The sequence below is a fragment of the Streptomyces sp. NPDC006602 genome (assembly GCF_042870385.1).
Classification (GTDB): Bacteria; Actinomycetota; Actinomycetes; order Streptomycetales; family Streptomycetaceae; genus Streptomyces.
Map to the genome: position 1 here is coordinate 109,339 of NZ_JBIAHG010000023.1, position 26,233 is coordinate 135,571.

General features: G+C 69.7%; 23 protein-coding genes and 2 pseudogenes. 17 read left to right on the forward strand and 8 right to left on the reverse strand.

The features are described from left to right. Positions 1 to 81 precede the first annotated feature (81 nt). The 3 genes from dgoD to ACFYO2_RS37025 form a co-directional block, all read right to left on the reverse strand. The gene (dgoD, locus tag ACFYO2_RS37015) at positions 82 to 1,227 is read right to left on the reverse strand and encodes a galactonate dehydratase (RefSeq protein WP_388358328.1); all 1,146 of its coding nucleotides are present in this window, start codon (positions 1,225 to 1,227) and stop codon (positions 82 to 84) included. Between the two features lie 207 nt (positions 1,228 to 1,434). Next, a complete protein-coding gene (locus tag ACFYO2_RS37020) occupies positions 1,435 to 2,202 on the reverse strand; it encodes an SDR family NAD(P)-dependent oxidoreductase (protein WP_388358330.1) in 768 nt (255 codons plus the stop codon). Beyond that, entirely contained in the window at positions 2,199 to 3,248 is a 1,050-nt protein-coding gene (locus tag ACFYO2_RS37025) for a LacI family DNA-binding transcriptional regulator (protein ID WP_388358333.1), read from the reverse strand. The genes ACFYO2_RS37020 and ACFYO2_RS37025 overlap by 4 nt, the downstream gene beginning before the upstream one ends. A gap of 468 nt (positions 3,249 to 3,716) precedes the next feature. Between ACFYO2_RS37025 and ACFYO2_RS37030 the strand changes: the two genes are divergently transcribed. The 11 genes from ACFYO2_RS37030 to ACFYO2_RS37080 all read left to right on the forward strand — a co-directional run bounded on the left by ACFYO2_RS37030 (position 3,717) and on the right by ACFYO2_RS37080 (position 17,613). Then, positions 3,717 to 5,072: an extracellular solute-binding protein gene (locus ACFYO2_RS37030; RefSeq protein WP_388358335.1), complete on the forward strand. Its 1,356-nt coding sequence runs from the start codon at positions 3,717 to 3,719 to the stop codon at positions 5,070 to 5,072. Next, positions 5,069 to 6,112, forward strand: a complete 1,044-nt coding sequence (locus tag ACFYO2_RS37035; protein WP_388358337.1) for a carbohydrate ABC transporter permease — start codon at positions 5,069 to 5,071, stop codon at positions 6,110 to 6,112. The genes ACFYO2_RS37030 and ACFYO2_RS37035 overlap by 4 nt, the downstream gene beginning before the upstream one ends. Then, the gene (locus ACFYO2_RS37040) at positions 6,112 to 6,933 is read left to right on the forward strand and encodes a carbohydrate ABC transporter permease (RefSeq protein ID WP_388358339.1); all 822 of its coding nucleotides are present in this window, start codon (positions 6,112 to 6,114) and stop codon (positions 6,931 to 6,933) included. Before ACFYO2_RS37035 ends, ACFYO2_RS37040 begins: the two co-directional genes overlap by 1 nt. Positions 6,934 to 7,020: 87 nt before the next feature. Further along, positions 7,021 to 7,692, forward strand: coding sequence for a bifunctional 4-hydroxy-2-oxoglutarate aldolase/2-dehydro-3-deoxy-phosphogluconate aldolase (locus ACFYO2_RS37045; protein ID WP_388358341.1), 672 nt, complete (start codon positions 7,021 to 7,023; stop codon positions 7,690 to 7,692). Next, the gene (locus ACFYO2_RS37050) at positions 7,689 to 8,657 is read left to right on the forward strand and encodes a sugar kinase (protein WP_388358343.1); all 969 of its coding nucleotides are present in this window, start codon (positions 7,689 to 7,691) and stop codon (positions 8,655 to 8,657) included. The genes ACFYO2_RS37045 and ACFYO2_RS37050 overlap by 4 nt, the downstream gene beginning before the upstream one ends. Positions 8,658 to 8,702: 45 nt before the next feature. Then, positions 8,703 to 9,755 carry a lactonase family protein gene (locus ACFYO2_RS37055; protein ID WP_388358346.1) on the forward strand — a complete coding sequence of 351 codons (1,053 nt, stop codon included), beginning with the start codon at positions 8,703 to 8,705 and terminating at the stop codon, positions 9,753 to 9,755. Between the two features lie 70 nt (positions 9,756 to 9,825). Then, positions 9,826 to 11,355, forward strand: a complete 1,530-nt coding sequence (locus ACFYO2_RS37060; protein WP_388358349.1) for an alpha-N-arabinofuranosidase — start codon at positions 9,826 to 9,828, stop codon at positions 11,353 to 11,355. A 220-nt stretch (positions 11,356 to 11,575) separates the two neighbouring features. After that, positions 11,576 to 12,529 (forward strand): glycosyl hydrolase, encoded by a 954-nt coding sequence (locus ACFYO2_RS37065; RefSeq protein ID WP_388358352.1) that lies wholly within the window; start codon positions 11,576 to 11,578, stop codon positions 12,527 to 12,529. Then, entirely contained in the window at positions 12,526 to 13,083 is a 558-nt protein-coding gene (locus ACFYO2_RS37070; RefSeq protein WP_388358355.1) for a hypothetical protein, read from the forward strand. Before ACFYO2_RS37065 ends, ACFYO2_RS37070 begins: the two co-directional genes overlap by 4 nt. Next, positions 13,080 to 15,461: a carbohydrate binding domain-containing protein gene (locus ACFYO2_RS37075; protein WP_388358358.1), complete on the forward strand. Its 2,382-nt coding sequence runs from the start codon at positions 13,080 to 13,082 to the stop codon at positions 15,459 to 15,461. The genes ACFYO2_RS37070 and ACFYO2_RS37075 overlap by 4 nt, the downstream gene beginning before the upstream one ends. 178 nt (positions 15,462 to 15,639) lie before the next feature. Next, positions 15,640 to 17,613, forward strand: a complete 1,974-nt coding sequence (locus ACFYO2_RS37080; RefSeq protein WP_388358361.1) for a glycoside hydrolase family 97 catalytic domain-containing protein — start codon at positions 15,640 to 15,642, stop codon at positions 17,611 to 17,613. A gap of 307 nt (positions 17,614 to 17,920) precedes the next feature. Here the strand turns inward: ACFYO2_RS37080 and ACFYO2_RS37085 are convergent. The 4 genes and pseudogenes from ACFYO2_RS37085 to ACFYO2_RS37100 all read right to left on the reverse strand — a co-directional run. Then, positions 17,921 to 18,058 (reverse strand): annotated as a pseudogene (locus ACFYO2_RS37085) (IS5/IS1182 family transposase); the annotation flags it as partial. A 45-nt stretch (positions 18,059 to 18,103) separates the two neighbouring features. Further along, the gene (locus tag ACFYO2_RS37090) at positions 18,104 to 18,292 is read right to left on the reverse strand and encodes a hypothetical protein (protein WP_388358363.1); all 189 of its coding nucleotides are present in this window, start codon (positions 18,290 to 18,292) and stop codon (positions 18,104 to 18,106) included. Positions 18,293 to 18,399: 107 nt separating this feature from the next. Next, complete coding sequence (locus ACFYO2_RS37095) at positions 18,400 to 19,497, reverse strand: NmrA family NAD(P)-binding protein (protein ID WP_388358366.1); 1,098 nt, start codon at positions 19,495 to 19,497, stop codon at positions 18,400 to 18,402. Positions 19,498 to 19,707: 210 nt separating this feature from the next. Continuing rightward, complete coding sequence (locus tag ACFYO2_RS37100; protein ID WP_388358369.1) at positions 19,708 to 20,571, reverse strand: LuxR C-terminal-related transcriptional regulator; 864 nt, start codon at positions 20,569 to 20,571, stop codon at positions 19,708 to 19,710. A 110-nt stretch (positions 20,572 to 20,681) separates the two neighbouring features. On the opposite strand from ACFYO2_RS37100, the gene ACFYO2_RS37105 reads away from it, so the two are divergent. From ACFYO2_RS37105 to ACFYO2_RS37125, 5 genes and pseudogenes are all read left to right on the forward strand, one after another. Further along, positions 20,682 to 22,397 (forward strand): AMP-binding protein, encoded by a 1,716-nt coding sequence (locus ACFYO2_RS37105; RefSeq protein ID WP_388358371.1) that lies wholly within the window; start codon positions 20,682 to 20,684, stop codon positions 22,395 to 22,397. Further along, positions 22,394 to 23,599: an acyl-CoA dehydrogenase family protein gene (locus tag ACFYO2_RS37110; RefSeq protein ID WP_388358374.1), complete on the forward strand. Its 1,206-nt coding sequence runs from the start codon at positions 22,394 to 22,396 to the stop codon at positions 23,597 to 23,599. Before ACFYO2_RS37105 ends, ACFYO2_RS37110 begins: the two co-directional genes overlap by 4 nt. Continuing rightward, the gene (locus ACFYO2_RS37115) at positions 23,596 to 24,366 is read left to right on the forward strand and encodes an SDR family NAD(P)-dependent oxidoreductase (RefSeq protein ID WP_388358377.1); all 771 of its coding nucleotides are present in this window, start codon (positions 23,596 to 23,598) and stop codon (positions 24,364 to 24,366) included. Before ACFYO2_RS37110 ends, ACFYO2_RS37115 begins: the two co-directional genes overlap by 4 nt. Next, positions 24,366 to 24,650: a helix-turn-helix transcriptional regulator gene (locus ACFYO2_RS37120; protein WP_388358380.1), complete on the forward strand. Its 285-nt coding sequence runs from the start codon at positions 24,366 to 24,368 to the stop codon at positions 24,648 to 24,650. The genes ACFYO2_RS37115 and ACFYO2_RS37120 overlap by 1 nt, the downstream gene beginning before the upstream one ends. Further along, positions 24,650 to 25,021 (forward strand): annotated as a pseudogene (locus tag ACFYO2_RS37125) (site-specific integrase); the annotation flags it as partial. The gene ACFYO2_RS37120 and the pseudogene ACFYO2_RS37125, both read left to right, overlap by 1 nt. Positions 25,022 to 25,258: 237 nt before the next feature. On the opposite strand, the gene ACFYO2_RS37130 reads toward ACFYO2_RS37125, so the two are convergent. Next, positions 25,259 to 25,414, reverse strand: a complete 156-nt coding sequence (locus ACFYO2_RS37130; protein WP_388358383.1) for a hypothetical protein — start codon at positions 25,412 to 25,414, stop codon at positions 25,259 to 25,261. A gap of 124 nt (positions 25,415 to 25,538) precedes the next feature. Between ACFYO2_RS37130 and ACFYO2_RS37135 the strand changes: the two genes are divergently transcribed. Beyond that, a complete protein-coding gene (locus ACFYO2_RS37135; RefSeq protein ID WP_388358386.1) occupies positions 25,539 to 25,931 on the forward strand; it encodes a VOC family protein in 393 nt (130 codons plus the stop codon). Positions 25,932 to 26,233 lie beyond the last annotated feature (302 nt).

Consider the following 26,233-nt stretch of genomic DNA (forward strand, 5'->3'; position numbering starts at 1 on the left):
GTTCGTGAGACAGCAGGACGGCCGTTTTTCACGCTTCGAGGTGTCGAGCAACGTCGGGCCGGCTGGTGGTGCTGGGTGCGGTTACCAGGCGGCCAGTGAGCCATCGGTGTTTCGCCAGAGCGGATTGCGCCAGCGGTGGCCGCGTTCGGCGGCGGCGCGGACGGCGTCCTCGTCGATGGTGATGCCGAGACCGGGCGCTGTCGGGCGGTCGATGTAGCCGTCGCGGAACGTGAAGGGTGTGGTGTCGGCGAGGTAGTCCAGCAGGCCGCTGCTGTCGCCGTAGCCGATGCCCAGTGCCTGTTCCTGGATGAGGAAGTTGGGGATGGCGAAGTCGAGTTGGAGGCTGGCGGCGAGGGCGATCGGGCCGAGCGGGCAGTGCGGTGCCACCAGGACGTCGTAGGTTTCGGCCATCGCGGCGATCCGGCGGGTCTCGGAGATGCCGCCGGCGTGGCTGATGTCGGGCTGGGCCACGGCGATGCCGTCGGAGAGCACCGAGCGGAAGTCCCAGCGCGAGTACAGCCGTTCGCCGGTGGCGATGGGGATCGAGGTGGAGCGCACCACGGCGCCGAGGTCCCGGGAGAACTCGGGCAGCACGGGCTCCTCGACGAAGAGAGGCAGGAGCGGCTCCAGGAAGGGGAGCACACGGCGGGACATCGCGCCGCTGAACCGGCCGTGGAAGTCCAGCGCCAGGTCGCGATCCGGCCCGATGGCCTCGCGGACCGCGGTCACGCCGGCCACGATGGCATCGATCGCGGCGGGTGTGGCGAGCGGCTCCAGCTGGCCGCAGGGGTTCAGCTTGACCGCCGTCATGCCCTTGGCGACCTGCGCGGCCGCCGACTCGCCCAGTTCCTCGGGGGTTTCGCCGCCGACCCAGCCGTAGACGCGCACGCGGTCGCGCACGTGACCACCGAGGAGCTGGTGGACCGGGACACCGTGGGTCTTGCCCGCGATGTCCCACAGCGCCTGGTCGATTCCGGCCAGGGCGCTGTTCAGGACGACGCCGCCGCGGTAGAAGCCGCTCTTGGCGAGCACCTGCCAGTGCTCCTCGATCCGGGCCGGGTCCTGGCCGAGAAGGTAGTCGAACATCTCCTCGACGCAGCGGGCGACGGTGTGGGCCTTGCCCTCGACGATGGGCTCGCCCCAGCCGGAGATGCCCTCGTCGGTGTCGACGCGCAGGAAGAGCCAGCGCGGTTCGACGAGGAAGAGCTCGTATCCAGTGATCTTCATGTTGTGGACCTCCGGGTCCTGTGCGGTGTGCGGCCTTGCGCGGGGGAATGCCCTCTCGGGGGAGAGAGGAGGGGTGTTGCGAGGGGGCTTGTTGTGCGGCGCGTGCGGCGGGGTGTCCGCTCGGGGTGTTGCGGCGCTCGGGTCGTTCTCGGAGGGGGCGGGGCGGCCGGTCGCCCGGGACGGGCGAGGTCCGGCGAGGCCGGTGGCCTACTCCTGGGAGCTGATGCTGCGGCCACCGTCCACGAGCAGGTTCTGGCCGGTGACGAAAGAGGCGTCCTCCGAGGCGAGGAAGGCCACGGCGGCGGCGACGTCCTCGGGGACTCCGAGCCTGCCGACGGGGGTGCGCGCGGCGGTCTGCGCCTTGTACTCCTCGGGCACCTCGGCCCACAGGGCGGTGACCACGGCTCCGGGCAGGACGGAGTTGAACCTGATCCGACCCCCGTACTCGACGGCCAGCTGGCGTACGAGGGCGTCGATCCCGCCCTTGGCCGCCGCGTACGCGGGGAAGCCCTTGAAGCCGATGACCGCGTGCACGGACGAGGTGATCACCACGGCGCCCCTGGCCGTCCCGAGGAGGGGTACCGCGGCCCGGACGCCGTAGAACACCGAGTCGAGGCAGAGCCGCAGCTGGTCGTGCCAGGCGGCGTCGTCGAGTTCGTGTGCCGCTCCGGGCAGATTGCGGCCCACGTTGAGGTGGAGCACGTCGAGACGCCCGGTCCAGGACTCGGCCTCGGCGACGGCCGCGGCCCACTGACCCGGGGAGGTGACGTCGAGGTTGCGGTCCTGTGCCCGCCCGCCCCCGGCGCGGATCTCCTCGGCCACGCGATGGGCGGCCTCGGCGTCCACGTCGGTGACGAGGACGGACGCCCCCTCGGCCGCCAGCCGGCGGGCGGTGGCCGCGCCGATGCCGGAGGCGGCCCCGGTGAGCAGGGCCGTCCGGCCGGTGAAACGTGCCGGTGCGGCGGCGACGGTCATGGCGTTCCTCCTGGTCCTGCCGGTCTGGCCGTGGAGCCCCGCAGCACCAGCCGCGGCTCGGTCGGTACGACGACGTCTCCCACCGGCCTGCCCTCGATGGTGGCCACCAGGGCGTCCACGGCGGCGGTTCCCAGCTCGTACAGGGGCATCGCCACGGTGGTCAGCGGGGGATGGAGGTGCGCGGCCACGGGCAGGTCGTCGTTGCCCACCACGGAGACGTCCTGCGGGATCCTGAAGCCCAGGTCCCTGATCGCGGCCATGGCGCCTATCGCCTGGGCGAGCGAGCTGGTGTAGAGGGCGGTGACCGGCGGACGCGCGCTCCCGGCGGTGGGACGCAGCAGTTCCCGCGCGGCGAAGCTGCCGCCGTCCTCGGTGAAGTCCCCGGACGCGACCGGAGCCGCGTCCAGCCCCAGCGCGTCGGAGTGGCGCACGAACGCCTCCTTTCGGACCTCGCTGGGGGTGATCCCGGCAGGACCCGCGATGTGGCCGACCCTGCGGTGGCCGAGGCCATGCAGGTGGTCGAGCGCGGTCACGCTGGAGCGGGCGACGTCCATGGTGACGTTGCGGCCGGATCCCTCCACGGAGCGGTTGAGGAAGACGTGGGGGACCGTGCTGTGGCTCAGAGTCTCCAGCAGGGGGTGGCCGGGGCGGGCGGAGGCGATGAGCAGCCCGTCGACCCTGCCCTCCTGCACCAGGTCGTTGAAGGAGCCGTCGGCCTCCTGACCGTCGAAGTCCTCCGCCAGCAGGGAGAGGTAGCCCAGCTCGCGGGCACGTTGATAGGCGCCGCGGGCGATGGTGACGTACGTGGGGTTGGCGAGGGCGGGGATCAGCAGGGCCACTGCGTGGGTGCTGGCTCCGGCCAGGGCCCGGGCCCCGGAATGCGGCCGGTAGCCGAGTTCCTCGGCGGCCTCATGGACGCGTCGGCGTGTCTCCGGCCGCACGGACAGGTCCTGCCGGCCGTTGAGCACCTTGGACACGGTGGCCTTGGAGACCCCGGCCGCGTGTGCCACATCCACGAGCCTGGCACGGACGGGCTGTTCCGGCACGCGCTCCCCCTCCCGTAGGTGTCGCCCTGGTCCACTGGTGCGGGCCGAGAGTGACTTGTTCGTAGCTCTTGACACGTTCTGGAAACGCAACTTAACGTTCGCGAAAGTTTCAGTCAACCGGTTTCCCCAGACGGAAATATGCGATAGGTCTACGCAGAGCCATCGCAACCGGTCATAACAACACCGCTAGCTATCGGCCAGATCTGACGTGGAGTCAGCTGGCCGATGGATGCCCGGGCTCACCGCCGACGCGACCACCGTCGCACCCGCGGTCCGCTGAACTGGTGCGCGCACTCGTCCATGCAGACGGATGCGCTCGGTCCAGGGCATCGACACCACTGCCGAGCGAGCCGGTGTTCCACCGGCCGCCGTACCTCTCCGTTCGCTCATCGCGGCAATCCCTCATGCCGCCATGGACCCCGTCGTACGTCCCGTAGCCGCGTACGTCCGCCACGAAAGGCCACCAGCATGCCCGTGTCAACGACGACATCTCTTGACAGACGTCGCTTCCTCGCCCTCTCCGCCGGAACCGCGCTCGCCGCGACCGGTCTGTCCGCCTGCGCCGGCACCGCCGGCAACAGCACGGGCGGATCGGGGAGCGGCAAGACGACGCTCACCGTGATGACGGTGGAGAACGAGTGGCCGGACAAGGCGGCCCTCAAGGCCGCCGAAGAGGCGCTGGGGATGAACATCAACGTCATCATCTGGGACCCCACCAAGCTCAACGCCATGCTGGCCGCCAAGAACGCGCCGGACGTGGTCCGCGGCTTCGGCGCGACCGAGACCTCCTACTACGCCGCGCGCGGCCTGATGACCGACCTGGACCCGTACTTCGCCAAGAGCTCCGTGCTGAAGGCCTCGGACCTCGACCCGGTCAACGACCTGTGGCGCTACGACGGCAAGAAGCAGGGCGCCGGCCCGCGCTACGGCATGGCCAAGGACTACTCCCAGGACTCCATGTTCTGGTATCGCACCGACCTGTTCGAGGCCGCCAAGCTGGACGCGCCCAGCGCGACCGAACCGATCTCCTACGACGAGTGGCTCGACCTGGGCAAGCAGCTGGTCAAGCGCCGCCTGGGCAAGGTCAAGGTGTACGGCCTGAACGCCACCGGCATGGGCGTCTTCCCGCAGCTCATGGGTATGACCGCCTCCGCCGGCGGCAGCCTGTTCGCCGAGGACCTGGCCACGGTGGACTTCTCCTCGCCGGAGGCGCGGAAGGCACTGCAGTGGTACCTGGACTACGCGAAGGCCGACATAGGCCCCAGCGTCGTCAACCCCAACCCGGACGGCTGGGACGGCCCCACCTACCAGGCCAAGCGGATGGCGATGAGCTGCAACGGCTACTGGTTCGGCGGTCTGATCGGCGCCGACGCCAAGCTCGCCGAGGTCTCCCGCTTCGCGCCCGCCCCGCAGCTCGGCGGCACCCGCGTCAGCTCCTGCTTCGGCGCCACCGGCTTCTGGATCCCGAGGGACGCCAAAAACAAGGACGCGGCCTGGAAGTTCTTCGAGTGGTACTTCGGCGGCAAGCCCGCACAGGACCGGGCCGCCAGCGGATGGGGCATCCCCTCGCTCAAGTCGCTGCGCGGGAACATGCCGCAGACCAGCGCCTTCCAGAAGCAGGCCTTCCAGGTGCAGGAGCAGGAGCTGCCGCACTTCTCCGTACTCAGCTTCACCCCGTACGCCCAGCAGGCCGCCCTGGAGGGCGTGCTGAGCAAGGTGCTGCCGGGTGCCGTCAAGTCGGGCACGTCCGCGGGCAAGGTCGTCGACACGCTCAACTCCCGGATGAACGAGCTGCTCGCCCAGGGCAAGGAGCTCGTGGGGTGAGTACCGGACAGATCACCGCGCCGGGCGCGCCGTCCCCCTCCGGGGAGACGGCCGCCCGGCCCGGGCCCCGCACCCCCGCGCGCGCCGGTCGCCGGCGCACCTCCCTGACCACCCGCCGGGCCTTCTCCTTCTACGTGTTCGCCGGACCCTGGGTGCTGGGCTTCCTCACCCTGACGGCCTTCCCGCTCGGCTACGCCCTGTGGCTGAGCCTGACCAACGCCGACGGACTGTCGAACAACTCCCGCTTCGTCGGCCTGGACAACTACCGGGAGGTCTTGACCGACCCGGAGACGATGTCCTCCCTGGCCCGCACCGGGATTTTCACCGCGATCACCGTGCCGCTCACCATCGCGGCGGGCCTGCTGCTGGCAGTGCTGGTCAACCAGCCGATCCGGGCCCGCGGGCTGTTCCGCACCCTGCTGTACCTGCCCGCGGTCGTGCCGCCGGTCGGCGCCGCTCTCACCTTCAAGCTGATCTTCGACCGGGACTCGGGCGCCGCCAACGGCGCCCTCGACGCCCTGGACATCAACGGCATCAGCTGGCTGATGGACCCCTACGCCCGCTGGGTCCTGATCACCCTGACCGTGTGGGGCGCCGGCAACGTCATGATCATCTCGCTGGCGGGGCTCCAGGACATCCCCAAGGAGCTGCACGAGGCCGCCCGCATAGACGGGGCGAACGCCTGGCAGTCCTTCACCAGGATCACCCTGCCGATGCTCTCCCCGGTGCTGTTCTTCCAGGTCATCACCGGCATCATCGCCGCCGTACAGAGCTTCCTGCCGCTGCTGATCTCCCTCGATCCCACCCCCAGGGGCGTCTCGGCCGTCCCCGAGGGCAACTACCTGTTCATGATCCACGTGTTCGCCCAGTACTTCGCCAACGGCCGCTACGGATACGCCTCCGCGATGCTCTGGGTGCTGTTCCTGATCATCATCGCGATCACCTTCCTCGTCTTCAGGCTCAGCAAGGGCGCGGTCTTCTACTCCGTCGACCCTGAGCCGGACAAGCCGTCCCGGCCGCGCACCCTCGGAGGCAAGTGATGGTGTTCCCCCGCAGAAGTGCCGTCTACATGCTGCTGGTCGGCGCCCTCGTCCTCTTCCTCGGCCCGTTCGCCTGGCTGCTGGACACCGCTCTGAAGGCCCCCGACGAGCTGCGCGCGCTACCCATCCACTGGTGGCCGCACCACCCCAGCCTCAGCAACTTCGGGGAGGCCCTGACCCAGATCGACTACCTCGGCTATGCCCGCAACTCCCTGACGATCGCCACCCTCTACGCCGTCCTGGTCACCCTGGCCTCGGCGTGGGCAGGCTACGGCTTCGCCCGTCTCAACGCGCCCGGCAAGCGGCTGATCTTCTCCGTTCTGCTGTCGACGATGATGCTGCCGCAGGTCCTCACCCTCATCCCGACCTATCTGCTGTTCGCCAAGATCCACCTCACCAACACCTATGTGCCGTGGGTGCTGTGGGGCCTGTCCGGCGCCCCGTACCTGATCTTCCTGTTCCGGCAGTTCTTCTCGAACATGCCCAAGGAGCTGGAGGAGGCCGCGATCGTCGACGGCTGCGGGCAGATCCGCATCTTCTGGCGGATCTTCCTGCCGCAGTCCTGGCCGGTCATCGCCACCAGCCTGATCCTCTCCTTCAGCTGGACCTGGGGCGACTGGATCGCGCCCGCCCTGCTGCTGGACGACGCCCACACCACGCTCGCCGTCAAGCTCGCCACGGGCTACCACAACGAGCACGGCTCACCGCTGCAGAACCTGGTAGCCGCAGGCGCCGTGATGTACGTCGTCCCGGTGCTGGCGTTGTTCCTCATCGTGCAGCGGGGCTTCGTCACCAGCGCCGCCACCTCCGGGCTCAAGTGACCCCCGTTCAGCAACGCACCTCGTAGCAAAGGAACTTCGCATGACCGACACCCAGTCAACCGCCATGCCCCCTGCGGCGGTGGGGTCATGACGGAGCGTCCCACCCTCACCCCGCAGCTCGGCCGGACCCGGGTCATGGCCATCCTCAGATCGTCCGACGCCTCCGGGCTGCCGGCCGTGGCCCGGGCCCTCGTGTCCGGCGGCATCACCTGCCTGGAGATCACCCTCACCACCGCCGGGGCGCTCGACGCGCTGGCCGCGCTGAGGGCGGAACTCGGCCCCGACGTCGCGGTCGGCGCCGGCACCGTGATCACCGGCGAGCAGGCCAGGGACGCCCTGGCGGCGGGAGCGGAGTTCCTGGTCGCCCCCGTCGTGGACACCGCCGTCGTCCGCAACGCCGCGGACCGGGGCATCCCGTGCTACCCGGGCGCCTGGACGCCGACCGAGGTGTCCCAGGCGTGGCGGGCGGGCGCCGCCGCCGTCAAGCTGTTCCCCGCGGGCACGGGCGGCCCCGCCCATCTGCGCCAACTGCGAGCCCCACTGCCCGACATCCCCCTCCTCGCCGTCGGCGGCGTCGGCATCGACGAGGCGCGGGACTACCTGGACGCGGGCGCCTGCGCGGTCGGTATCGGCTCCCCGCTGCTGCGCGGGGCGGACCGGGACCCGACTCCGCAGGCACTCGACGCCCTCACCACGAGGGCGCGCACCCTGCTGGACGCGGTGCGGCCCACCGCTCGGGACGGGGAGGCGAGCACGTGAACGCCTCCTCACCCCCGTCCGGCGAGCCCTACCTCGTCACCCTCGGCGACGTCCTCGCCGTCATGGCGGCCCGCGAACCCGGCCCGTTCTCGCTCGGCACGACACTGCGCCTGGGGATCGCCGGCGCGGAATCCAACGTCGCCATCGGAGTCAGCCGACTCGGCGGAGCCGCGACCTGGATCGGCCGGGTCGGCGACGACGAACTCGGCGGACTCGTCCTGCGGGAACTCCAGGCCGAAGGGGTCACCACCGTCGCCGTGCGCGACCCCGCCCCCACCTCCCTGCTGCTCAAGGAACGCCGCACCTCCACCCACAGCCGTACGCGCTATTACCGCACCCACACGGCCGGAGCCCGGCTGATCGCCGACGACATCCCCGAGCACGTCGTCGCGGGAGCGACGGTCCTGCACATCACAGGCATCACCCCGGCGCTCGGGGCGGGCCCCGCCGCGGCCGTGACCCGGGCCGTGGACATCGCCGCCGACGCCGGCGTGACCATCTCACTGGACGTCAACTTCCGTTCACTGCTGTGGACCGAGGCCGAGGCCCGGGCGATCCTGCTGCCCCTGGTGCGCAGGAGCGACCTGGTCTTCGCCGGACCGCACGAGGCCGCGCTCATGGTGCCCGGCGCCGACGGACCGGAGGAACTCGCCAAGAACATCTGCGACCTGGGACCCGGCGGAGCCGTGATCAAGCTCGGCGCCGACGGGGCGTACGCCCTCCTCGACAGACTTCCTCATTGGCAGCCGGCCATACCGGTCCGCGTGCACGACTCGGTGGGCGCGGGAGACGCGTTCGCCGCCGGGTACCTCGCCGAACTGCTCGCGGGCGAGACCCCGCAACAGCGGCTGAGGACAGCGGCCCGGCTCGGCGCCTTCGCGGTGAGCACCGCCGGCGACTGGGAGGGCCTGCCCCGGCGCTCCGAACTGGACCTGCTCGACCACCACGACGACATCGTCCGCTGAGACCTCCTCCGCCCGCCCCGCCCCATGAACCTCCCAGGACCATCCATGCGCACGAACCCCCTCACTGTCCTCATCGGCTCCTACACCCAGGACTCCGGCGGCGACGGCCCCGGAGTCGCCGCCCTGCGGCTCGATCCCACGACCGGACAGCTCTCGTACGACGAGATGGCGCCGCTGCCCGTGAGCGGGGCCTCGTTCCTGGCGGCGCACCCGTCGCTGGCCGTCGTCTACAGCACCAACGAGACCGAGACGGGAACCGTCAGCGCCGTCGCCCTCGACGGCGGGCTGTCGCCGCTGGGCGACCCGATGAGCAGCGGCGGGGCGAACCCGTGTCACCTCACCGTCCACCCGGACGGAGAGTGGCTGCTCACCGCCAACTACGGCAGTGACACCGCGCCGGGCACGGTCGCGGTCCACCGGCTCGGCGCGGACGGACGCCTGCTGGAACCGACCGATCTCGTCGTCCACCACGGGGCGGGACCGGTCGCCGGACGGCAGGAGGGCAGCCACGCCCACCAGGTACTCGTCGACCCGGCGGGCCGTTTCGTGCTGGCCACCGACCTGGGGGCGGACGCCGTTCTCACCTACCGGCTCGACACCTTCACCGGAACTCTGGAGCGGGTCGCGGTGAACCCGATGCGCGCGGGATCCGGCCCCCGTCACCTCGCCTTCGCGGCCGGCGGCGACCTGGTGTTCAGCGCCGACGAGCTGTCCTCGACCGTCACCTGCCACCGCTACGCCGCCTCCGACGGCACCTTGACCGCTCTCTCCTCCGTACCCGCCACGACAGCCAAGGACGTCGTCAACCAGCCCGGGGGAATCGTCGCATCGCCCTGCGGACGCTTCGTGTGGGTGACCAACCGCGGCGCGGACACGGTCGCCGCGTTCCGGCTCGCAGGCAGCGCCCTGGAACCGCTCGGCGAGGTCTCCGCCGGCGGCACATGGCCCCGCGGCCTCGCTCTGGTGGACGGTCATCTGCTCGTCGCCAACCAGCACAGCGGCTCGCTCGCCGTCCTGCGGGTCCTGCACGACGGAACCCTGACCTCGCCCCACCCGCCGATCTCCGCCCCCTCGGTGGTCTGCGCACTGGCGCTCTGACCGCCCTCTCCTCCCGCCCTCCTCCCGCCCTCCTCCTTGTCACGTCCGAAGCGACGTCCGAAAGGCAGTCATGTCCGAGCACGGCCCAACCTCCGCCGCCCGCTTCACCCTCGACTCGGCGTTCGACGTCGGCAGTGTCAACCCTCGTCTGTACGGATCGTTCGTCGAGCACATGGGCCGCTGCGTCTACACCGGCATCTACGAGCCCGGCCACCCCGCCGCCGACGCGGACGGCCTGCGCCAGGACGTCCTGGAACTGGTCCGGGAGCTCGGCGTCAGCACCGTCCGCTACCCCGGCGGCAACTTCGTCTCCGGGTACCGCTGGGAGGACAGCGTCGGCCCGCGCGAGGACCGCCCGGCCCGGCTGGACCTGGCGTGGAAGTCCACCGAGACCAACGAGTTCGGCCTCGGCGAGTTCATGGACTTCTGCGGCAAGACCGGCATGGAGCCCATGATGGCCGTCAACCTCGGCACGCGAGGCGTGGAGGACTCGATACGGCTGCTGGAGTACGCCAACCACCCCGGCGGCACCGAGCTCTCCGACCGCCGGGCGGCGAACGGCGACAAGGAGCCGTACGGCATCCGCATGTGGTGCCTGGGCAACGAGATGGACGGCCCCTGGCAGACCGGCCACAAGACCCCCGAGGAGTACGGCCGCCTCGCCGCCGAGACCGCCCGCGCCATGCGGCAGATCGACCCCGACCTCGAGCTGGTCGCCTGCGGCAGCTCCAGCTCCTCCATGCCGACCTTCGCCTCCTGGGAGGCGACCGTCCTCCAGGCCACGTACGACCTCGTGGACTACGTCTCCCTGCACGCCTACTACGAGGAGATCGACGGCGACCGCGACTCCTTCCTGGCGTCCGCGGTGGACATGGAGCACTTCATCGAGTCGGTCGTCGCCACCTGCGACCACGTCCGCGCCCGGCTGAAGGCGGACAAGCGCATCAACCTCTCCTTCGACGAGTGGAACGTCTGGTACCAGCAGCGGCCCAACCCGCACGCGGTCGAGGAGTGGCAGCAGGCGCCGCGCCTGCTGGAGGACGTCTACACCGTCACCGACGCCGTGGTCTTCGGCTCGCTGCTCATCGCGCTGCTGCGGCACGCCGACCGGGTCACCTCGGCCTCCCTCGCGCAGCTCGTCAACGTCATCGCGCCGATCATGACCGAGCCGGGCGGCGCGGCGTGGCGGCAGACCACGTTCTACCCCTTCGCGCAGGCATCGGCGTACGGGCGCGGCCGGGTGCTGCGCGTCGAGGTGGACAGCCCGACGTACGTCACCGCCAGGTTCGGCGACGTACCACTGCTGCACGCCACCGCGGTGATCGACGACGAGACAGGCGACATCACCGTCTTCGCGGTCAACCGCAGCCAGACGGACGCCCTTCCCTTGAAGATCGACCTGCGCGGCGTCGACGCCCACACCCTGGCGGAGCACCTCGTCCTGGCCGACAGCGACCCGGAGGCCACCAATACCGCGGACCGGCCCGACCGTGTCACCCCGCACACCGCCACGGGCACAACCGTCACCGACGGAGTCCTCCATGCCGAACTCGAACCGCTCTCCTGGAACATGATCCGTCTGACGCACCAGCACGCCTGACGACGTCGACGAACCGACCGCCCATGGGCCGGCGCCGTCGCCGTCCTCGACGTCGCCGACACCGGCTCATGGGCCTGCCGGCCGCATGCCGGGCCATCCGGATCACGACGGGCCCCGGGCCCACGCGATCTCCGCGTCCTCGACCGACGGGCACACCCCGACCGCGCCACCGCGAACCGGTGTCCTGGGACACCGTCGTCCTCACTCCTGGGAAGTACCGATGACAGCCGTTGCCCGCCCCCTGTTCCGCGACCCCGTTCACGACGGGGCGACCGACCCGACCGTCATCTGGAACCGGCACGCCGGCGAGTGGTGGATGTTCTACACGAGCCGTCGCGCCGACGCGCCTCCGATGAACGACGTGAGCTGGGTGCACGGGAGCGACATCGGGATCGCGTCCTCCTCGGACGGCGGGGCTGACTGGCTGTACCGAGGAGTCGCCGAGGGGCTGGACATCGAGCCCGGGCGCCACACCTACTGGGCGCCCGAGATCGTCGACGACGGAACCGAATACCACATGTTCGTCACCGTCATCCGCGGTGTTCCGACCCGGTGGGAGGGTCATGCACGCGCGATCCGCCACTACACGAGCCACGACCTCTTCTCATGGACCTACCGCTCCACCCTGTCGCTGTCGTCCGACAAAGTGATCGACGCATGCGTCCTGCGGCTCCCCACAGGCGGCTACCGCATGTGGTACAAGGACGAGGCCGATCACGCGCACACCTATGCGGCGGACAGCGACGATCTGGCGCGGTGGACCGTCCGGGGGCCCGCCGTCGAGTGCTCGTCGCACGAAGGCCCTAATGTCTTCGAGCTCGGCGGCAGCTACTGGATGCTTGTCGACGAATGGCATGGACAGCGGGTTCTTCACTCACGGGACCTGGAGACTTGGGAACCGCGAGGACTCGTCCTCGATCGTCCCGGGCGCGGCCCGGACGACGGGTCGTACGGCTTCCACGCCGATGTCGTCACCAGCGAACTCGGCGCATTCGTCTTCTACTTCACCCACCCCGGGCGATCCGACAAAAGCCCTGGACGGCACAGCGACCACGACGAGCGCCGAAGCTCGATCCAGGTCGCCCGCCTCCGGGTGAACGGAGACACCCTCGTGTGCGACCGCGACGAAAAGTTGGAAGCACCCATCCTGCCTCTCGAAGGGCCGGTCCGGTGACAGCGATCCGAGACGTGACCGTGAGGGCCCGTCGCGCATGGATGATCCCGTGCGCCGCCGCGCTCCTCCTCGTCACCGCATGCCGTGCCCAAGCGCCGGCAGGCTCCGGTGTGACCCTGCTCGACGGGAACCACATCTCCCTCTCCGGCCCGACCGTCGTCTCGGCCCTTCCCATCGACGACCAGGGCGACGTCGACGCGACGACGGCGCGGAGCCAGATCCCCTCGCTCAAGAGCGTGGCGCTTCAGTACCCCGACGTCCGGGTCCTCGTCACCGACTCGGACGGGCACACGACCGACGCCGCACTGCAGAACCTCGCGGCGAACTGGGCCCTCCCGCCCGAACTCGTGGTCGCCGCGGACTCCGCCTCCGTGGGCGCACAAGTGCCCACGGACGGACAGCTCCACACCCTGCTGATCGGAGCCGACGGACACGTCGCCGCCGAATGGTCGAACCAGGCCGCTCCGACGCAGGCCATCGTCGCCGCACTCCACAAGGTCACGGCGAGCCCCTCCACCCCTTCCGACAATGTCGTACGGAAAGAAGCACCATGAGACAAGTCTCAGAGATCAGACGGCTGTTCGCAGGCGCGGTCGTCACCATGCTGCTCGCCTGCGCCGCGGTGGCCCTGACACCGGCCGTGCCCGCCCACGCAGCGGGCACGGCCTACTACGTGGACTGCTCGGCGGCAACCAACGGGACCGGAACCTCCTCCTCGCCGTGGAACTCACTGGCGGGCCCGAACGCGAAGACGTTCGCCCCGGGTGACCAGCTGCTGTTCAAGCGGGGGACGACCTGCACCGGCCTTCTGCACCCGCTGGGCTCGGGCAGCGCGGCAGGCGGATCGATCACCATGAGCGCCTACGCCACCGGCGCCCTGCCGGTCATCGCCGGCGGCGGTGGCACGGACGCGATCTATCTGTACAACCAGGAGTACTGGGAGATCTCCGATCTGGAGGTGACCAACACCGGCGCCGTCACGGGCGCGAACGAGCGACGCGGTGTCTACGTCGTCCTTGAGAACTTCGGGACGGGCCACCACTACAAGGTCAGCAACCTCACCATCCACGATGTGAACGGAACCGAGTCGAAGGCGGGCGACGGCAGCGCCGGCATCCAGTTCTCCGTCATCGGGACCACGACACCGAGCAACTTCGACGACCTCGTCATCGACGGCAACACGGTGTCGAACATCCACCGCAGCGGCATCAACATGGGCAGCGTGTGGGGGTGCCGGCCTTCCATCGGCTGCAGCTCCACGAACTGGACCCCGTTCACCAACGTCGTCGTCCAGAACAACACCGTCCATGACACGAGCGGCGACGGCATCGTCGTGCAGAACTCGCAGAGCGCCGTCATGCAGCACAACGTCGTCTACAACGCGGCCAAGGGCAACACGGCCAACGCGGGCATCTGGGCCTGGGACTCCGACAACACGGTGATCCAGTACAACGAGGCGTACGGAACCCAGAAGAACTCCGGGAACAGCGACGGCCAGGGCTTCGACGTCGACTACGGGCAAGACGGCACGATCGTCCAGTACAACTACAGCCACGACAACGCGGGAGGCTTCATCCTCTTCTGCGGCTGCGGCGGCGGGATGCGCCTCTCCAGCAACGCGGCGGTCCGCTACAACGTCAGCCAGAACGACCGTCTTCGCGCCATCACCATGGACGGCTCGCAGGACTCCAAGTTCTACAACAACACCATCTACATCCCGTCCGGCTCCACCGCGAACGTCCTCGAGGTCACGGGCGCCTGGAACGACCTGACGCTCGCCAACAACATCATCTACAACCTCGGCAGCGGCGGCTACGTCTACACCACCGGCCAGCCCGCCTCGAACTTCGCCTGGCGGAACAATCTCTTCTACGGCAACCACCCGGCCAGCGAGCCGTCCGACCCCGGGAAGATCACGGCGGATCCGCTGCTGGCATCGCCCGGCACCGGCGGCACCGGAATCGGCAGCGTCACGGGCTACCAGCTCACCGCCGGCTCCCCGGCCGTAGGCGCGGGGGTCGTCATCCCCGACAACGGCGGCCAGGACTACTGGGGATCGGCCGTCCCCTCGGTCTGCGCGCCCGACATCGGCGCCGACCAGTACAGCTCGCCCTCCGACTCCACCTGCCTGGCGAACGAGAACCTCGGCTTCGAGACGGGGACGACCAGCGCGTGGAGCAAGTGGAACAACGCCTCGGTGACGAACGCGACCTCCCACACCGGAACCTACGCGGCCAAGATCACCTCGTCGCCCGCCTCCCTCGAACAGTCCGTACCCGTCGCCCCACGCACGACCTACCGCGTCTCGGGCTGGGTGAAGTCGGACACGGCTGGTGAGGTCATGAACGTCGGCGTCAAGAACACCGGCGGTCTGGAGACGGTGGCGGGCGCCAGCGGCACCTCGTGGACGTTCGTCTCCGCCGACTTCACCACCGGGGCGACGAACAACACCGTGCGGCTGTACTGCTACAAGAGTTCGGGAACGGGCAGCGGCTACTGCGACGACATGGCCGTCACCCGCGTCAAGAACTACGCCATCAACGGCAATTTCGAGTCCGGCCACACCGTGCCCTGGCGCAACGGCGACTTCTCGCTCACGAGCACCGCGGCCAACGGTAACGCCGCGGCGCTGACGAACTCGTCCCTGAGCGGAAGCACCCTGTTTCAGATCATCACCGGCCTCACGCCGAACACCACGTACCGGCTGACCGGCTCCCTCGCGAGTCAGACCGCCGGCACCACGACGGCACTGGAGGCCAAGCTCTACAACGGCACGGCCGTCACGAGTACCTCGACCACGTCGAGCACCTACTCGAAGCAGTCGACGACCTTCACCACAGGCGCGGGCGTGACCTCCGCCCGCATCTACTGCCACCTCGTCTCCGGAACCGGCGACGGCTACTGCGACGAAGTCACCCTGACCCAGCAGTGACCAACAGCGTGGGGGGGGGGGGGGGGGGGGGGGGGGGGGGGGGGGCGGGCGCCCGCCCCCGCCCCCCCCCGCCCCCCCCCCCCCCCCCCCCCCCCCCCCCCCCCCCCCCCCCCCCCCCCCCCCCCGCTCCCCGTGTCGATGTCTTTTTCGTGCAACTCAACAGAGAGGTGAACTGACCATGGAAACGTCAGGACGTCAGGAGCAGCCCGGCCCGCCTGGAGCCGCTCGCCCGGGAGGGCTGTCCCGGCGCGGGATCCTCAAGGGAGCGGCGGTCACGGCGGGGGCCGCCGCACTGGGCCTCGTCGGCACAGGCGAGGCCCACGCGGCCGACGCCGTCATGACGGCCACGTCGCCGGACGGCAGCAACAAGATCACGGTGTCGCTGGTCGGCGGAGCGCTCTCCTGGTCGGTCCAACGCGGCGGCACGACGGTCGTCGACACCTCGGCGCTCGGACTCGCGATGAGCGACGGCACCACGCTGGGCGCCGCCAACACCGTGATGACCAACTATCAGCACTGGACCCAGGACAGCACCTGGACCCAGGTGTACGGCCGCAACGCGACGATCCGCGACTACTACCAGGAAATGCGCTGGAATCTGCAGGACAGCAGCAGCGGCGTCACCTTCGGCGTCCAGATACGCGCCTACAACACCGGAGTCGCGCTGCGCTACACGCTGCTCGGCACGGGCAGTGCCACCATCTCGGACGAGCTGACCGGCTTCGTGTTCCCCGGCGGCACCCTGGTCTACAGCGCCCGGGACGAGAACGTGTACAGCCCGGTCGCGCCGGACGCGATCCCCTCCACCGGCACGTCCAGCACGGACGTCGGCCCCCTGACCGACATGCCGCTGCTGGTCACCCTGGCCAGCGGGCTGCGCGCCTGTATCTGTGAGTCCTCCCGAGTGAACTACCCGCGAGGGATGCTCACATCGGTCTCCGGGCAGAGCAACACGCTCAAGACGTACTTGATGAAGAAGACCGCCCGGGGCAGCGGAACCACGCAGACCACCTCGACCGTCACCACGCCGTTCGCCACGCCGTGGCGGGTGCTCGTCCTCGGATCCTCCGACGCCGACCTGGTCGACAACGCCGAACTGGTCCTCAACCTGGCCCCGGCCAACGTCCTGACCGACACGTCGTGGATCCGGCCGGGCAAGGTGTTCCGCTGCAACCTGACCACCGCCGACGGAATCGCCGGCGTGGACTTCGCCGTCGCCCGCAGCCTGGACTACATCGAGTACGACGCGGGATGGTACGGGCCGGAGTTCACCACCACCGACGCGACGAAGGCGATCCCCGAGATCGACCTGCCCACGGTGATCGACTACGCCACGACGAACGGCGTCGGCGTCTTCCTCTACGTCAACCGTCTGGCCCTGACCGCCCCCGACACCCTGTTCGCCCTCTACAAGAGCTGGGGCGTGGCCGGCATCAAGCTCGGCTTCATCAACGACGGCACCCAGACCATGACCAACCAGATCATCGCCTGGGCCAAGACGGCCGCCAAGTACAACCTGCTGATCGACATGCACGACGACGTGCGGCCGTTCGGCTACGAGCGCACCTACCCCAACTGGATCAGCCTGGAGGGCGTCCGGGGCAACGAGAACTTCCCCACCGCCACCCACAACGTGACGCTGCCCTTCGCCCGCAACGTCGGCGGACCGATGGACTACACCATCTGTTACGGGCAGTCCCGCGACCTGACGACCAACAACCACCAGATGGCGATGGCGGCGGTGTACTACCAGCCGCTCAACTTCCTCTACTGGTACTCCACACCGTCGTCGTACGCCACCACCGCCAACTGGCCCGGCCTGTCGTGGTTCGACGCCGTGCCCACCACCTGGGACGAGAGCACGACCCTCACCGGTTCGATCGGCGAGTACATCGCGGTCGCCCGCCGCAGCGGCGCCACCTGGTTCCTCGGGGCGATGACCAACGAGACCGCCCGCACCCTGTCGGTCCCGCTGGACTTCCTCGACAGCGGCGTCAGCTACACCGCCACCGTCTACGCGGACGGAACGGCGGGAACCACCCCGCACGCCACGCCCACGGTGGTCAGCACCCGGACCGTCACCTCCTCGACGACTCTGAGCATGGCGATGACCAGCGCGGGTGGTCAGGCGGTCATCCTCAAGCCGAGCTGACGCCCCGCGACCCGGGCTGTCCCGTACGGGATCCCCGGTGGGCGCGGGGATCCGGCAGGCGCACGACCGCCCCCGGTCCGCGAGACACCGTGCCCGGAGCCCTGCGAACCGGGTCCACGAGCCGGAAGCAGGAAGCAGGCACAGGCCGTCACCCGGGACGAGGTTCCCGGCGGCGGGTGTGGGTTCGGCGAGCAGCCGGCCCGTTTCCGGACCCGGCCGCGCCCTCGTCCTACGGTGTGCCCGTTGCTCCGCGGGCGACGTAGCCTCAGGTGCGGGCACGCTCCCTCGGGCGGCCTCACGGTCGTCGCGCCCGCACGTGCGAGCCATCGACCGCGGCGTCGTCCAGGTCCAGCAGGCCCGCGGCCCGCAGCTCGGTCAGCCGCACCTCGGGAAATCGTCGTGCAGGTGGCCGAGGACCTCCTTGGCCTGGAGGTCGAAGTCGTCGACCGGCCGCGAGCAGCGTTCTCGGCGCAGTGCAAGAGCACGCCTCTCAAGCTTCGGGGCCGCGGCGGCTCCCATCGGGGTTGTGATCGATCAGATCCGGGGCGAACACCTCGTCCGCCCCGTCGACGTCGCCGGTGTCGTAGAGCTCCAGCTCGCGCGCGGCGACCCGGAGCGCGTTGCTCGTGGCCGAGCGCACCATCTCGCTCGCGGTGTTGGCCGTGGTGATCGCAGTCATGGAACCAGTTACTTCAAATGCACTAATGGAGGGAGCGTGAGTGATACAGAGCACTCTCCGCCGGAATGGCCGATCACCGGGTTCCCGACCGTGCGGGACGGTCCTGTTTACAACTTGCCCGTCCTGAAGTCCGCGCTGCTCTTGAGGATCGCGGAGTCCATGCTCCAGTTCTCCGGCTGGACCCGCTCCCAGAGACTTCCCTTGCCGAGTTCCCTACCCAACTGGTCCTCTCGGCGGAACCACTCCTCAGCACTTCTGATCCTGGTGGGGTGAATTTCGTCGAGCAGAGCGTAGTCCCTGGTGATGATCCCGTGCTTCCACACATTCCAGAAGCCCGTGAAATTGTCACGGAAGCTCATGGTGCTTTTGTCATTGGGGTCGGCGTTGTATCCGGCAGGGTGATCGGCGAGCCCCTTCAGGTCCGGACTGTTCCAATATGCGTCCAGATCCGTGTCGATGTACCGTGCCGGGTGCCCGGTGACCTTCTCGAATGCTGCGGCCATGTCGGCATAGGTCATGTGCTCGATGGCGACTTCGAGGTCCATGCCATTGGCCCGTTCCGGATGGTCGAAGAGCCAACGAACATAGAATCCGCAATCTTCGAGAGCCACGTGCGGAACAGCTCCCTCACCGAGTGGCACTCGCCACGTGACGACACCGTCCTCGATGGCGGGCGTCATAGGCGTGAGCGGTGAGATCACCATCTCGATGTAGGGACCCGAGGTGAAGACCGCTGCCCCCATCCGGTCCCTGTTCTTTTCGTTCTGGAACAGCACCCATTCGGCCATTCGGCCCTTGCCGTCATAGTGGCCGGTGCGGAACCTGGAGTCGTATCCCGACTTCTTGATGGCGTAGTCGAGGTTTCCGTATACGAAGAACTTGATTCCTTCTTCGATCGCTATCTCATAAGTGCGGATGGCCCAGTAGGTCTCCGCTTTCTCGCCGGTGTTGAACCCGTCGATGTTGATGAACGCCCCGTCGCAGCCGCGAAATCCTTCGCGCAGTACGTCCTCATCGGCGAACGTCCCTTCGAGGATGGACACGTTACCGAGCGCCACGAGCGCCTGCGCTCGGGGGGAGTCGGCGTCCCGGGTGAGGACCTTGACGGAGTACTTCTTGTCGGCGACAAGAGCACGGACAACGGGCACCCCCTGAGCTCCTGTGCCGCCGATGACGAAGATGGAGGAGGTGGCATGCGTAGGCATGGTGGTGACTCCAATCTGGAAACCGATCGGTTTCCAGTACCGTACACCGATCGGTTTCCAGGTGGCAACCACTCAGGCACGCGAAACCGTCCGACTCGCTGGAGGTCGGGTTGCTCGGGTGGGCGCGTGGCGTCCAGGGGTCTGACCGGCAAGGGTCGTCAGGGCCCCACGGAACCCTTGTGACCTGCGAGATTCCGACCTGGACAGAACCTAGGGAAGCAGACCCTGTCGACGTGCGGCGACCACCGCCTCGAAGCGGGTGCTCGCTCCCAGCTTGCGCATCGCGCTGCGCAGATACGACTTGACCGTTTCGGGCAGCAGCGACAGCCTGCGCCCGGCTTCGGCGTTGCTGCAGCCCAGCGCCACCTGCGCCAGGACGTCGAGTTCCCGGGGCGCCAGGGGCGGGCCCGGTACCGGTTGGGCGGCGGACGGCGGGGCCAGTCGGCCGGCCACGTCGAGCAGCCGGCCGCGCAGGTCACTGTCGGGCACCTGTTGGGCTATGCGCCGCAACTCGGCGTGCACCTGGCGGAGTTCCTCCAGTGGCACGCCCCGTTGCCCGCCGTCGGCAGGGCCCTGCGCGGCGTCCAGCAGGCGCAGGCGGTGGTCGACCTCGTCGCGGATGACCAGCTCGGCGGCCAGTCGCCGGGAGGCATCGGCGACCGCTTCGGCCGCCCGGTCGCCGAGCGGGGCCGGGCCGCGACAGGCCCCGTAGAGCACCGCGCGCACCGCACCGGACACCACGACGGGCACCGCTACGACGGAGCGGATCCCCTCCCTCAGCACGGGGCGGTCGTAGTCGTGCGTGATCGAGCGGGCCGATCTGTAGTCGGTCACCTTGGCCGGTCGCCCGGTGGTGAGGACCCGGCCGCCCAGCCCGGCCTCGGCGCGCACCCTGAGACCGCGCAGACCCGCCGTCCGCACACCGATGAACTGCGACAGGCTCAGCTGGGTGTTCTCCACCTGTCCGCCGAAGAGGACGGGGATGCCGGAGCGGTCGTGGGCCTGGCGGAGCACCTGCCGGAGAGCGTCGCCGTCATCGGGCCGCAGAAGGGTGTCGGGGCCGGAGTGCGTCATCCGTCACCCCTTTCCGGGGGTAGTCCGCCGTCGTCGTGATGCGGAGCATAAACCGGCGTAACACCCCCGCCATAGAGCGGTGGCGGAATCGGAAAGGGGATGACGTGGCCATGAACGAGCGATCGGCCTCGGTGGTGTCCGCGGGCGTCGGCGGGCCGTCGGCCGGCCGGGTGCGGGAGTTGCTCGACCTCTTCGGTGCTCCGGACGCCTGTGCCGCGGAGCTGCTCTGCGACCGGCATCCCGCAGACGCGGTGGCCTTCACGGTGGTCGACAAGAACCTGACGGCCACGGACCTCACGTACGGTGACCTGCGCCGCGACTCTGCCCGTTTCGCCGCCGCGCTCACCGACCTGGGGATCGGGCCCGGCGACGCGATCGCCACCCTGATGGCCAAGTCCGCCGATCTGGTCGTGGCCCTGCTGGGCATCTGGCGCCGCGGAGCCGTGCACGTACCGCTGTTCACCGCCTTCGCGCCGTCCGCCGTGGCCCTGCGGCTCGGTGCGAGTGGAGCGAAGGCCGTCGTGGTCGACGCGGACCAGCGGGGCAAGCTCGCGCCCGGGGAGGACATGCCCGCCGACCGGCCCTGGCTGACCGTGGTCGCCGGGGGTGCCCCCGAGGGCGCCGAACTGTCCTTCGGTGAACTGCTCGCCCGGTACTCCGGCGACGAGCCGCAGGGCCGCCCGGTCGCGACGGGCCCGGACGCTCCGCTGGTCCTGTTGTTCACCTCGGGCACCACCGGCGCCCCCAAGGGTGTCCCGGTCCCGGTCCGGGCGCTGGCGTCGTTCCAGGCGTACCTGGAGTTCGGCCTCGACGTGCGCGAGGACGACGTGTTCTGGAACGCCGCCGACCCCGGCTGGGCGTACGGCCTCTACTACGCGATCCTCGGCCCGCTCGCGGCCGCACGCCGAAGCCTGCTGCTGCACGCCGGCTTCAACCCAGCCCTGACCTGGCAGGTCATGGCAGCTTTCGGCGTCACCAACTTCACGGCCGCACCGACCGTCTACCGCAGTCTCCGGGCGGCGCCCGACCCGGTCCCCGACGGGCTACGGCTGCGGCGGGCCTCCTCCGCCGGTGAGCCGCTCACCCCGGAGGTCGTCGCCTGGTCGGAGCAGGCCCTCGGCGTGGCCGTACGCGATCACTACGGGCAGACGGAGCACGGCATGGTCATCGCCGCCGCCTGGGCCGACGCCGTCCGGACACCGATGCCGCCCGGCTCGATGGGCCGACCGCTGCCCGGCTGGTCCGCCGAAGTGCTGTACGAGGAGCGGGACGAACCCGCCCCGCCCGGCACGCTCGGCCGAGTGGCCCTCAGCGTGCCGGACAGCCCGCTGCTGTGGTTCACCGGCTACACGGGAGCACCGGAGAAGACCGCCGAGCGGTTCAGCGCCGACGGCCGCTGGTACCTCACGGGCGACGCCGGCCTCAGGGACGAGAACGGCTGCTTCTTCTTCTCCTCCCGCGACGACGACGTGATCATCATGGCCGGATACCGCATCGGCCCCTTCGACGTCGAGAGCGTGCTCGTACAGCACGAACAGGTGCTGGAGGCGGCCGTCATCGGCGTCCCCGACACCCTGCGCGGCGAGGTACTGGAGGCGTTCGTCGTGCTGCGCCCCGGGACACCGCCCGACGCGGACCTGGTGACGGAGCTCCAGCAACTCGTCAAGCGGAGGTTCGCCGCGCACGCCTACCCGCGGGCGGTGCACTTCACCGACCAACTGCCCAAGACACCCAGCGGGAAGACCCAGCGCTTCCTGCTGCGCCGACAGCGCGCGCAGACCACCGGCCGGACGCCGGCCGGCCCGACCCGGGAGACGAACTCATGACCGCGCACGTGTCCCGCCTGCTGCCCAGCCAGGAGGCGGCCGAACTGCTCGACCTGACCCGGGAGATCGCCGACGGTGCCCTCGCACCCCGGGCCGCCGCCGACGAGAGGGCCGAACGCTTCCCGCGTGACGTCTTCCGCATCCTCGGCCGAGCCGGGCTGCTCAGCCTGCCCTACCCCGAGGAGTACGGGGGCAGCGCCCAGCCCTACGAGGTCTACCTCCAGGTCGTCGAGGAGATCTCGGCCCGCTGGGCGAGCGTGGGAGTCGGACTGAGCGTGCACACGCTGTCCTGCTTCGCCCTCGCCGAGTACGGCACCGAGGAGCAGCGTAAGAACTGGCTGCCCGACATGCTCGGCGGTGAACTGCTCGGCGCCTACTGCCTGTCGGAGTCGCACGCCGGCTCCGACCCGGCCGCGATGCGCACCCGCGCCCGGCGGGACGGCGACGCCTACGTCCTGCGGGGCGAGAAAGCGTGGACGACCCACGGCGGTCACGCGGACTACTACCAGGTGATGGCCCGCACCTCCGATGACCGCACCCGCGGCGTCTCCTGTTTCCTCGTCCCCGCCGAGTCGCCCGGACTCTCGGCCGACCCACCCGAGCGCAAGATGGGGCTGACCGGATCGGCCACGGCGACCGTGCGGTTCGACGACGTCCAAGTCCCCGAGGGCCGGCGTCTCGGCGAGGAGGGACAGGGCCTGCCGATCGCCCTCGCCGGGCTGGACGCGGGCCGGCTCGGCATCGCGGCCGTCGCCGTCGGCCTGGCCCAGGGCGCCCTCGACGACGCGCTCGCGTACGCGAAACAGCGGGAGACCTTCGGACAACCGATCGCCGGACACCAGGGAGTGGCGTTCCTGCTGGCCGACATGGAGGCCGCCGTGGACTCCGCCCGGGCCACCATGCTGGCGGCGGCCCGACGCAAGGACGCCGGACTGCCGTACGCCCGTCAGGCCAGCATCGCCAAACTCGTCGCCACCGAGGCGGCGATGCGGGTCACCACCGACGCCGTCCAAGTCTTCGGCGGCGCGGGCTACACCCGGGACTTCCCCGTCGAGCGCTACATGCGCGAGGCCAAGGTCATGCAGATCTTCGAGGGCACCAACCAGATCCAGCGCCTCGTCATCAGCCGCCACCTGGTCCGCGCCCGCAGCGAACCCTCCCACCACGTCCTGCGCACCGCACCCGAGGAGCCTCAGGCATGAAACTCACCGGATCCGCCGCCCTGGTCACCGGCGGCGCCAGCGGTCTCGGCCGCGCTACCGCCGCCGCGCTGCTGCGCGCCGGCGCCGATGTGGTCATAGCCGACCTGTCTTCCTCACCGGGGGCCGCCGTCACCGAGGAGCTCGCGGGCGCCGGCCCTCGCGTCCGCTTCGTCCCCTGCGACGTCACCGACCCCGACACCGTGCAGGCCGCGGTGGACGCGGCGAGCGAACCGGGCCCGCTGCGCGTCGCGGTCAGCTGCGCGGGCATCGCGACGCCCGGCCGCATGCTCTCCCGCAGCGGACCACTGAACCTGGACGCCTTCGCCCGGGTGGTCGGTGTCAACCTCGTCGGCACCTTCAACGTCTTCCGGCTCGCCGCCCAGCGCATCGCCGAGTCCGAGCCTGTGGACGGCGAGCGCGGTGTCCTCGTAGCCACCTCTTCGGTGGCCGCCTACGACGGCCAGATCGGCCAGGCCGCCTACGCCGCGTCCAAGGGCGGGGTGGCCGCCCTCACCCTCCCCACCGCCCGGGAACTCGCCCAGCACCTCATCCGCGTGGTCTCGATCGCACCCGGCCTCTTCGACACCCCGCTCATGGCAGGACTGCCTCAGGAGGCCCGTGACTCCCTCGCACGGCAGGTCCCCCACCCTGCGCGCCTCGGCGATCCGGCCGAGTTCGCCGCCCTGGTACGGCACATCGCCGAGAACCCCATGCTCAACGGTGAGGTCATCCGCGTCGACGGCGCCATCCGCATGGCATCTCGCTGATGGACGAGACGGGCATGGGGCGCATCGATGCCCGAACACCAGACCCCACGCCACGCCAAAAAGATGACAGCCGTTCGTCCCTCCTGGCCAACGCCTGGTATTCGACGCGTGCCCTCGCCGCCTGCCTGCGCGTAGACGCCTCGACTCTGCGTCGCTGGCGCACCGCTCGGCCACCTCAGGGCCCGCCGTTCGTCTCCGTTTCGGAACGCGTCGTCATGTACAGCGCGCTCGACGTCGAGGAATGGCTGCACGGCCGCCGGACCGTCCCGCGCCGAGAAGCCTGATGACCGAGAAACCCATTGTTCCGGTCGGCGTCCGGCTCTCCACCGACATCGAATATCGGCCCGATCGCCCCAAGCCCTACCGAGCGCGCGTCCGCTGGTTCGATCCCGCGACAAGGCGGCGCCTGTCCCTGTCGGGGGGAAAGGCGGACGAGGACGAGGCGCAGGAGTGGCTCCAGTCCATCATCGAAGCCGCGCAGGCCGGACCGTCCCCGTCGCTCGCCACCATGAAACTCGCCGAACATGGCGACGCGAACATGGATCTCGCCCTGCGCGGGCTGGAGTTGAAGACCCTCGACCCGTATCTCGCGGGATGGCGGATGCGTGTGGTCCCCGCCCTTGGCCACCTCGCCGTGCTGATGATCACCAACGGTGATCAAAGGGCGGTTTCGGATTTCTCCGAAACCGCCCCTCACCTGCGACTCCATCGAGTCGGGACGACAGGATTTGAACCTGCGACCCCTTGACCCCCAGTTGGGTGGTCGATGAGCGGCGTGCGACGGGTCGTTCTTCGAGGTCGGTGTCCAGCGTACTCGGCCGAGTAAAGGAGTCTGTGCCTCTGCCGGACAGCCGACGATGTGGAGGGCGCCACCTTCCCAGCATGTCCGCGATCATTGAGCCTCCTCCTGTTCGCCTTGGCGGACTTCCACGATGGGCAGCATGGTGACGGTGGCGGGGAGGCCGAATCCCGGCGCGGTCTGTGCGGGGTCGATGGTGATCGGCTCCGGTGACTGTCCGTCGGCGGAGCACAGGCGGCGGCCGGTCATCGCTTGGTGAGGGTGAAGGGCGCACGACCATCCGGGCGTCGACCGCGTGGCGTGCCGTTGACCGTGGTGCGTGTGGTGTGCCCTGAGATCTTGTGACGGCTCACCCGTGAAGGAGACATACGGCATGTTCGGACAGTCGCAGGCGTTCAGCGGCTTCGCGGTCGACGACCTTGGCGAGGCCCGCCGGTTCTACGGTGAGACTCTCGGTCTCCAGGTGGAGGAGACCGGGCAGGGGGACATGGCGATGCTGACCCTCACACTCGGCAGCGGCGCGCGTGTCTTCGTTTACCGGAAGGAGACCCACACCCCCGCAACGTTCACGATTCTCAACTTCCCTGTGGACGACATCGAGGCCGCCGTCGATGAACTGGAGCGGCGCGGCGTGAGCCTTGAGCGCTATCCCGGATTCGACCATGACGGGAAGGGCGTGGTCCGCGTCGGTGACGGCGGCCCTGCGGCGATCGCCTGGTTCACCGACCCCGCCGGGAACGTTCTCTCCGTGCTCCAGGAGCATTGACGATCGGGGCCCGGTCCGGCATTGCTCGGATGTCGCTCTCCGGCTGCGGGAACAGGTCGGGTACCCCACGGTGCCGCAGAGCCGCTGTGGTTCGAGTGGCGCTTTGGGCGGCGGGCACGCGTGCTCGGGGTGGAGCGCGCGTGCCCACCGTGGAAGCGACGCGGGAACTCTGAGCGATCGGCGTCACCGCCCCGGCCGTGACATCGGGGGGCTGACAACTGTTGCGTGATTCATCAATGAATCTCAGCGTTTCTTATCTGTTATCTTGATCGGGTGAAGCTTTCCGAGTGGGCGGCACGCAA

Excerpts from the sequence above, each read along its gene's own strand:
- ACFYO2_RS37020 (WP_388358330.1), bottom strand. The coding sequence starts at position 2,202 with ATGACCGTCGCCGCCGCACCGGCACGTTTCACCGGCCGGACGGCCCTG.
- ACFYO2_RS37055 (WP_388358346.1), top strand. The coding sequence starts at position 8,703 with ATGCGCACGAACCCCCTCACTGTCCTCATCGGCTCCTACACCCAGGAC.
- ACFYO2_RS37115 (WP_388358377.1), top strand. The coding sequence starts at position 23,596 with ATGAAACTCACCGGATCCGCCGCCCTGGTCACCGGCGGCGCCAGCGGT.
- ACFYO2_RS37080 (WP_388358361.1), top strand. The coding sequence starts at position 15,640 with ATGGAAACGTCAGGACGTCAGGAGCAGCCCGGCCCGCCTGGAGCCGCT.
- ACFYO2_RS37060 (WP_388358349.1), top strand. The coding sequence starts at position 9,826 with ATGTCCGAGCACGGCCCAACCTCCGCCGCCCGCTTCACCCTCGACTCG.
- ACFYO2_RS37095 (WP_388358366.1), bottom strand. The coding sequence starts at position 19,497 with ATGCCTACGCATGCCACCTCCTCCATCTTCGTCATCGGCGGCACAGGA.
- ACFYO2_RS37030 (WP_388358335.1), top strand. The coding sequence starts at position 3,717 with ATGCCCGTGTCAACGACGACATCTCTTGACAGACGTCGCTTCCTCGCC.
- ACFYO2_RS37065 (WP_388358352.1), top strand. The coding sequence starts at position 11,576 with ATGACAGCCGTTGCCCGCCCCCTGTTCCGCGACCCCGTTCACGACGGG.
- ACFYO2_RS37120 (WP_388358380.1), top strand. The coding sequence starts at position 24,366 with ATGGACGAGACGGGCATGGGGCGCATCGATGCCCGAACACCAGACCCC.
- dgoD (WP_388358328.1), bottom strand. The coding sequence starts at position 1,227 with ATGAAGATCACTGGATACGAGCTCTTCCTCGTCGAACCGCGCTGGCTC.
- ACFYO2_RS37090 (WP_388358363.1), bottom strand. The coding sequence starts at position 18,292 with ATGACTGCGATCACCACGGCCAACACCGCGAGCGAGATGGTGCGCTCG.
- ACFYO2_RS37075 (WP_388358358.1), top strand. The coding sequence starts at position 13,080 with ATGAGACAAGTCTCAGAGATCAGACGGCTGTTCGCAGGCGCGGTCGTC.
- ACFYO2_RS37130 (WP_388358383.1), bottom strand. The coding sequence starts at position 25,414 with ATGACCGGCCGCCGCCTGTGCTCCGCCGACGGACAGTCACCGGAGCCG.
- ACFYO2_RS37105 (WP_388358371.1), top strand. The coding sequence starts at position 20,682 with ATGAACGAGCGATCGGCCTCGGTGGTGTCCGCGGGCGTCGGCGGGCCG.
- ACFYO2_RS37045 (WP_388358341.1), top strand. The coding sequence starts at position 7,021 with ATGACGGAGCGTCCCACCCTCACCCCGCAGCTCGGCCGGACCCGGGTC.
- ACFYO2_RS37040 (WP_388358339.1), top strand. The coding sequence starts at position 6,112 with ATGGTGTTCCCCCGCAGAAGTGCCGTCTACATGCTGCTGGTCGGCGCC.
- ACFYO2_RS37100 (WP_388358369.1), bottom strand. The coding sequence starts at position 20,571 with ATGACGCACTCCGGCCCCGACACCCTTCTGCGGCCCGATGACGGCGAC.
- ACFYO2_RS37135 (WP_388358386.1), top strand. The coding sequence starts at position 25,539 with ATGTTCGGACAGTCGCAGGCGTTCAGCGGCTTCGCGGTCGACGACCTT.
- ACFYO2_RS37110 (WP_388358374.1), top strand. The coding sequence starts at position 22,394 with ATGACCGCGCACGTGTCCCGCCTGCTGCCCAGCCAGGAGGCGGCCGAA.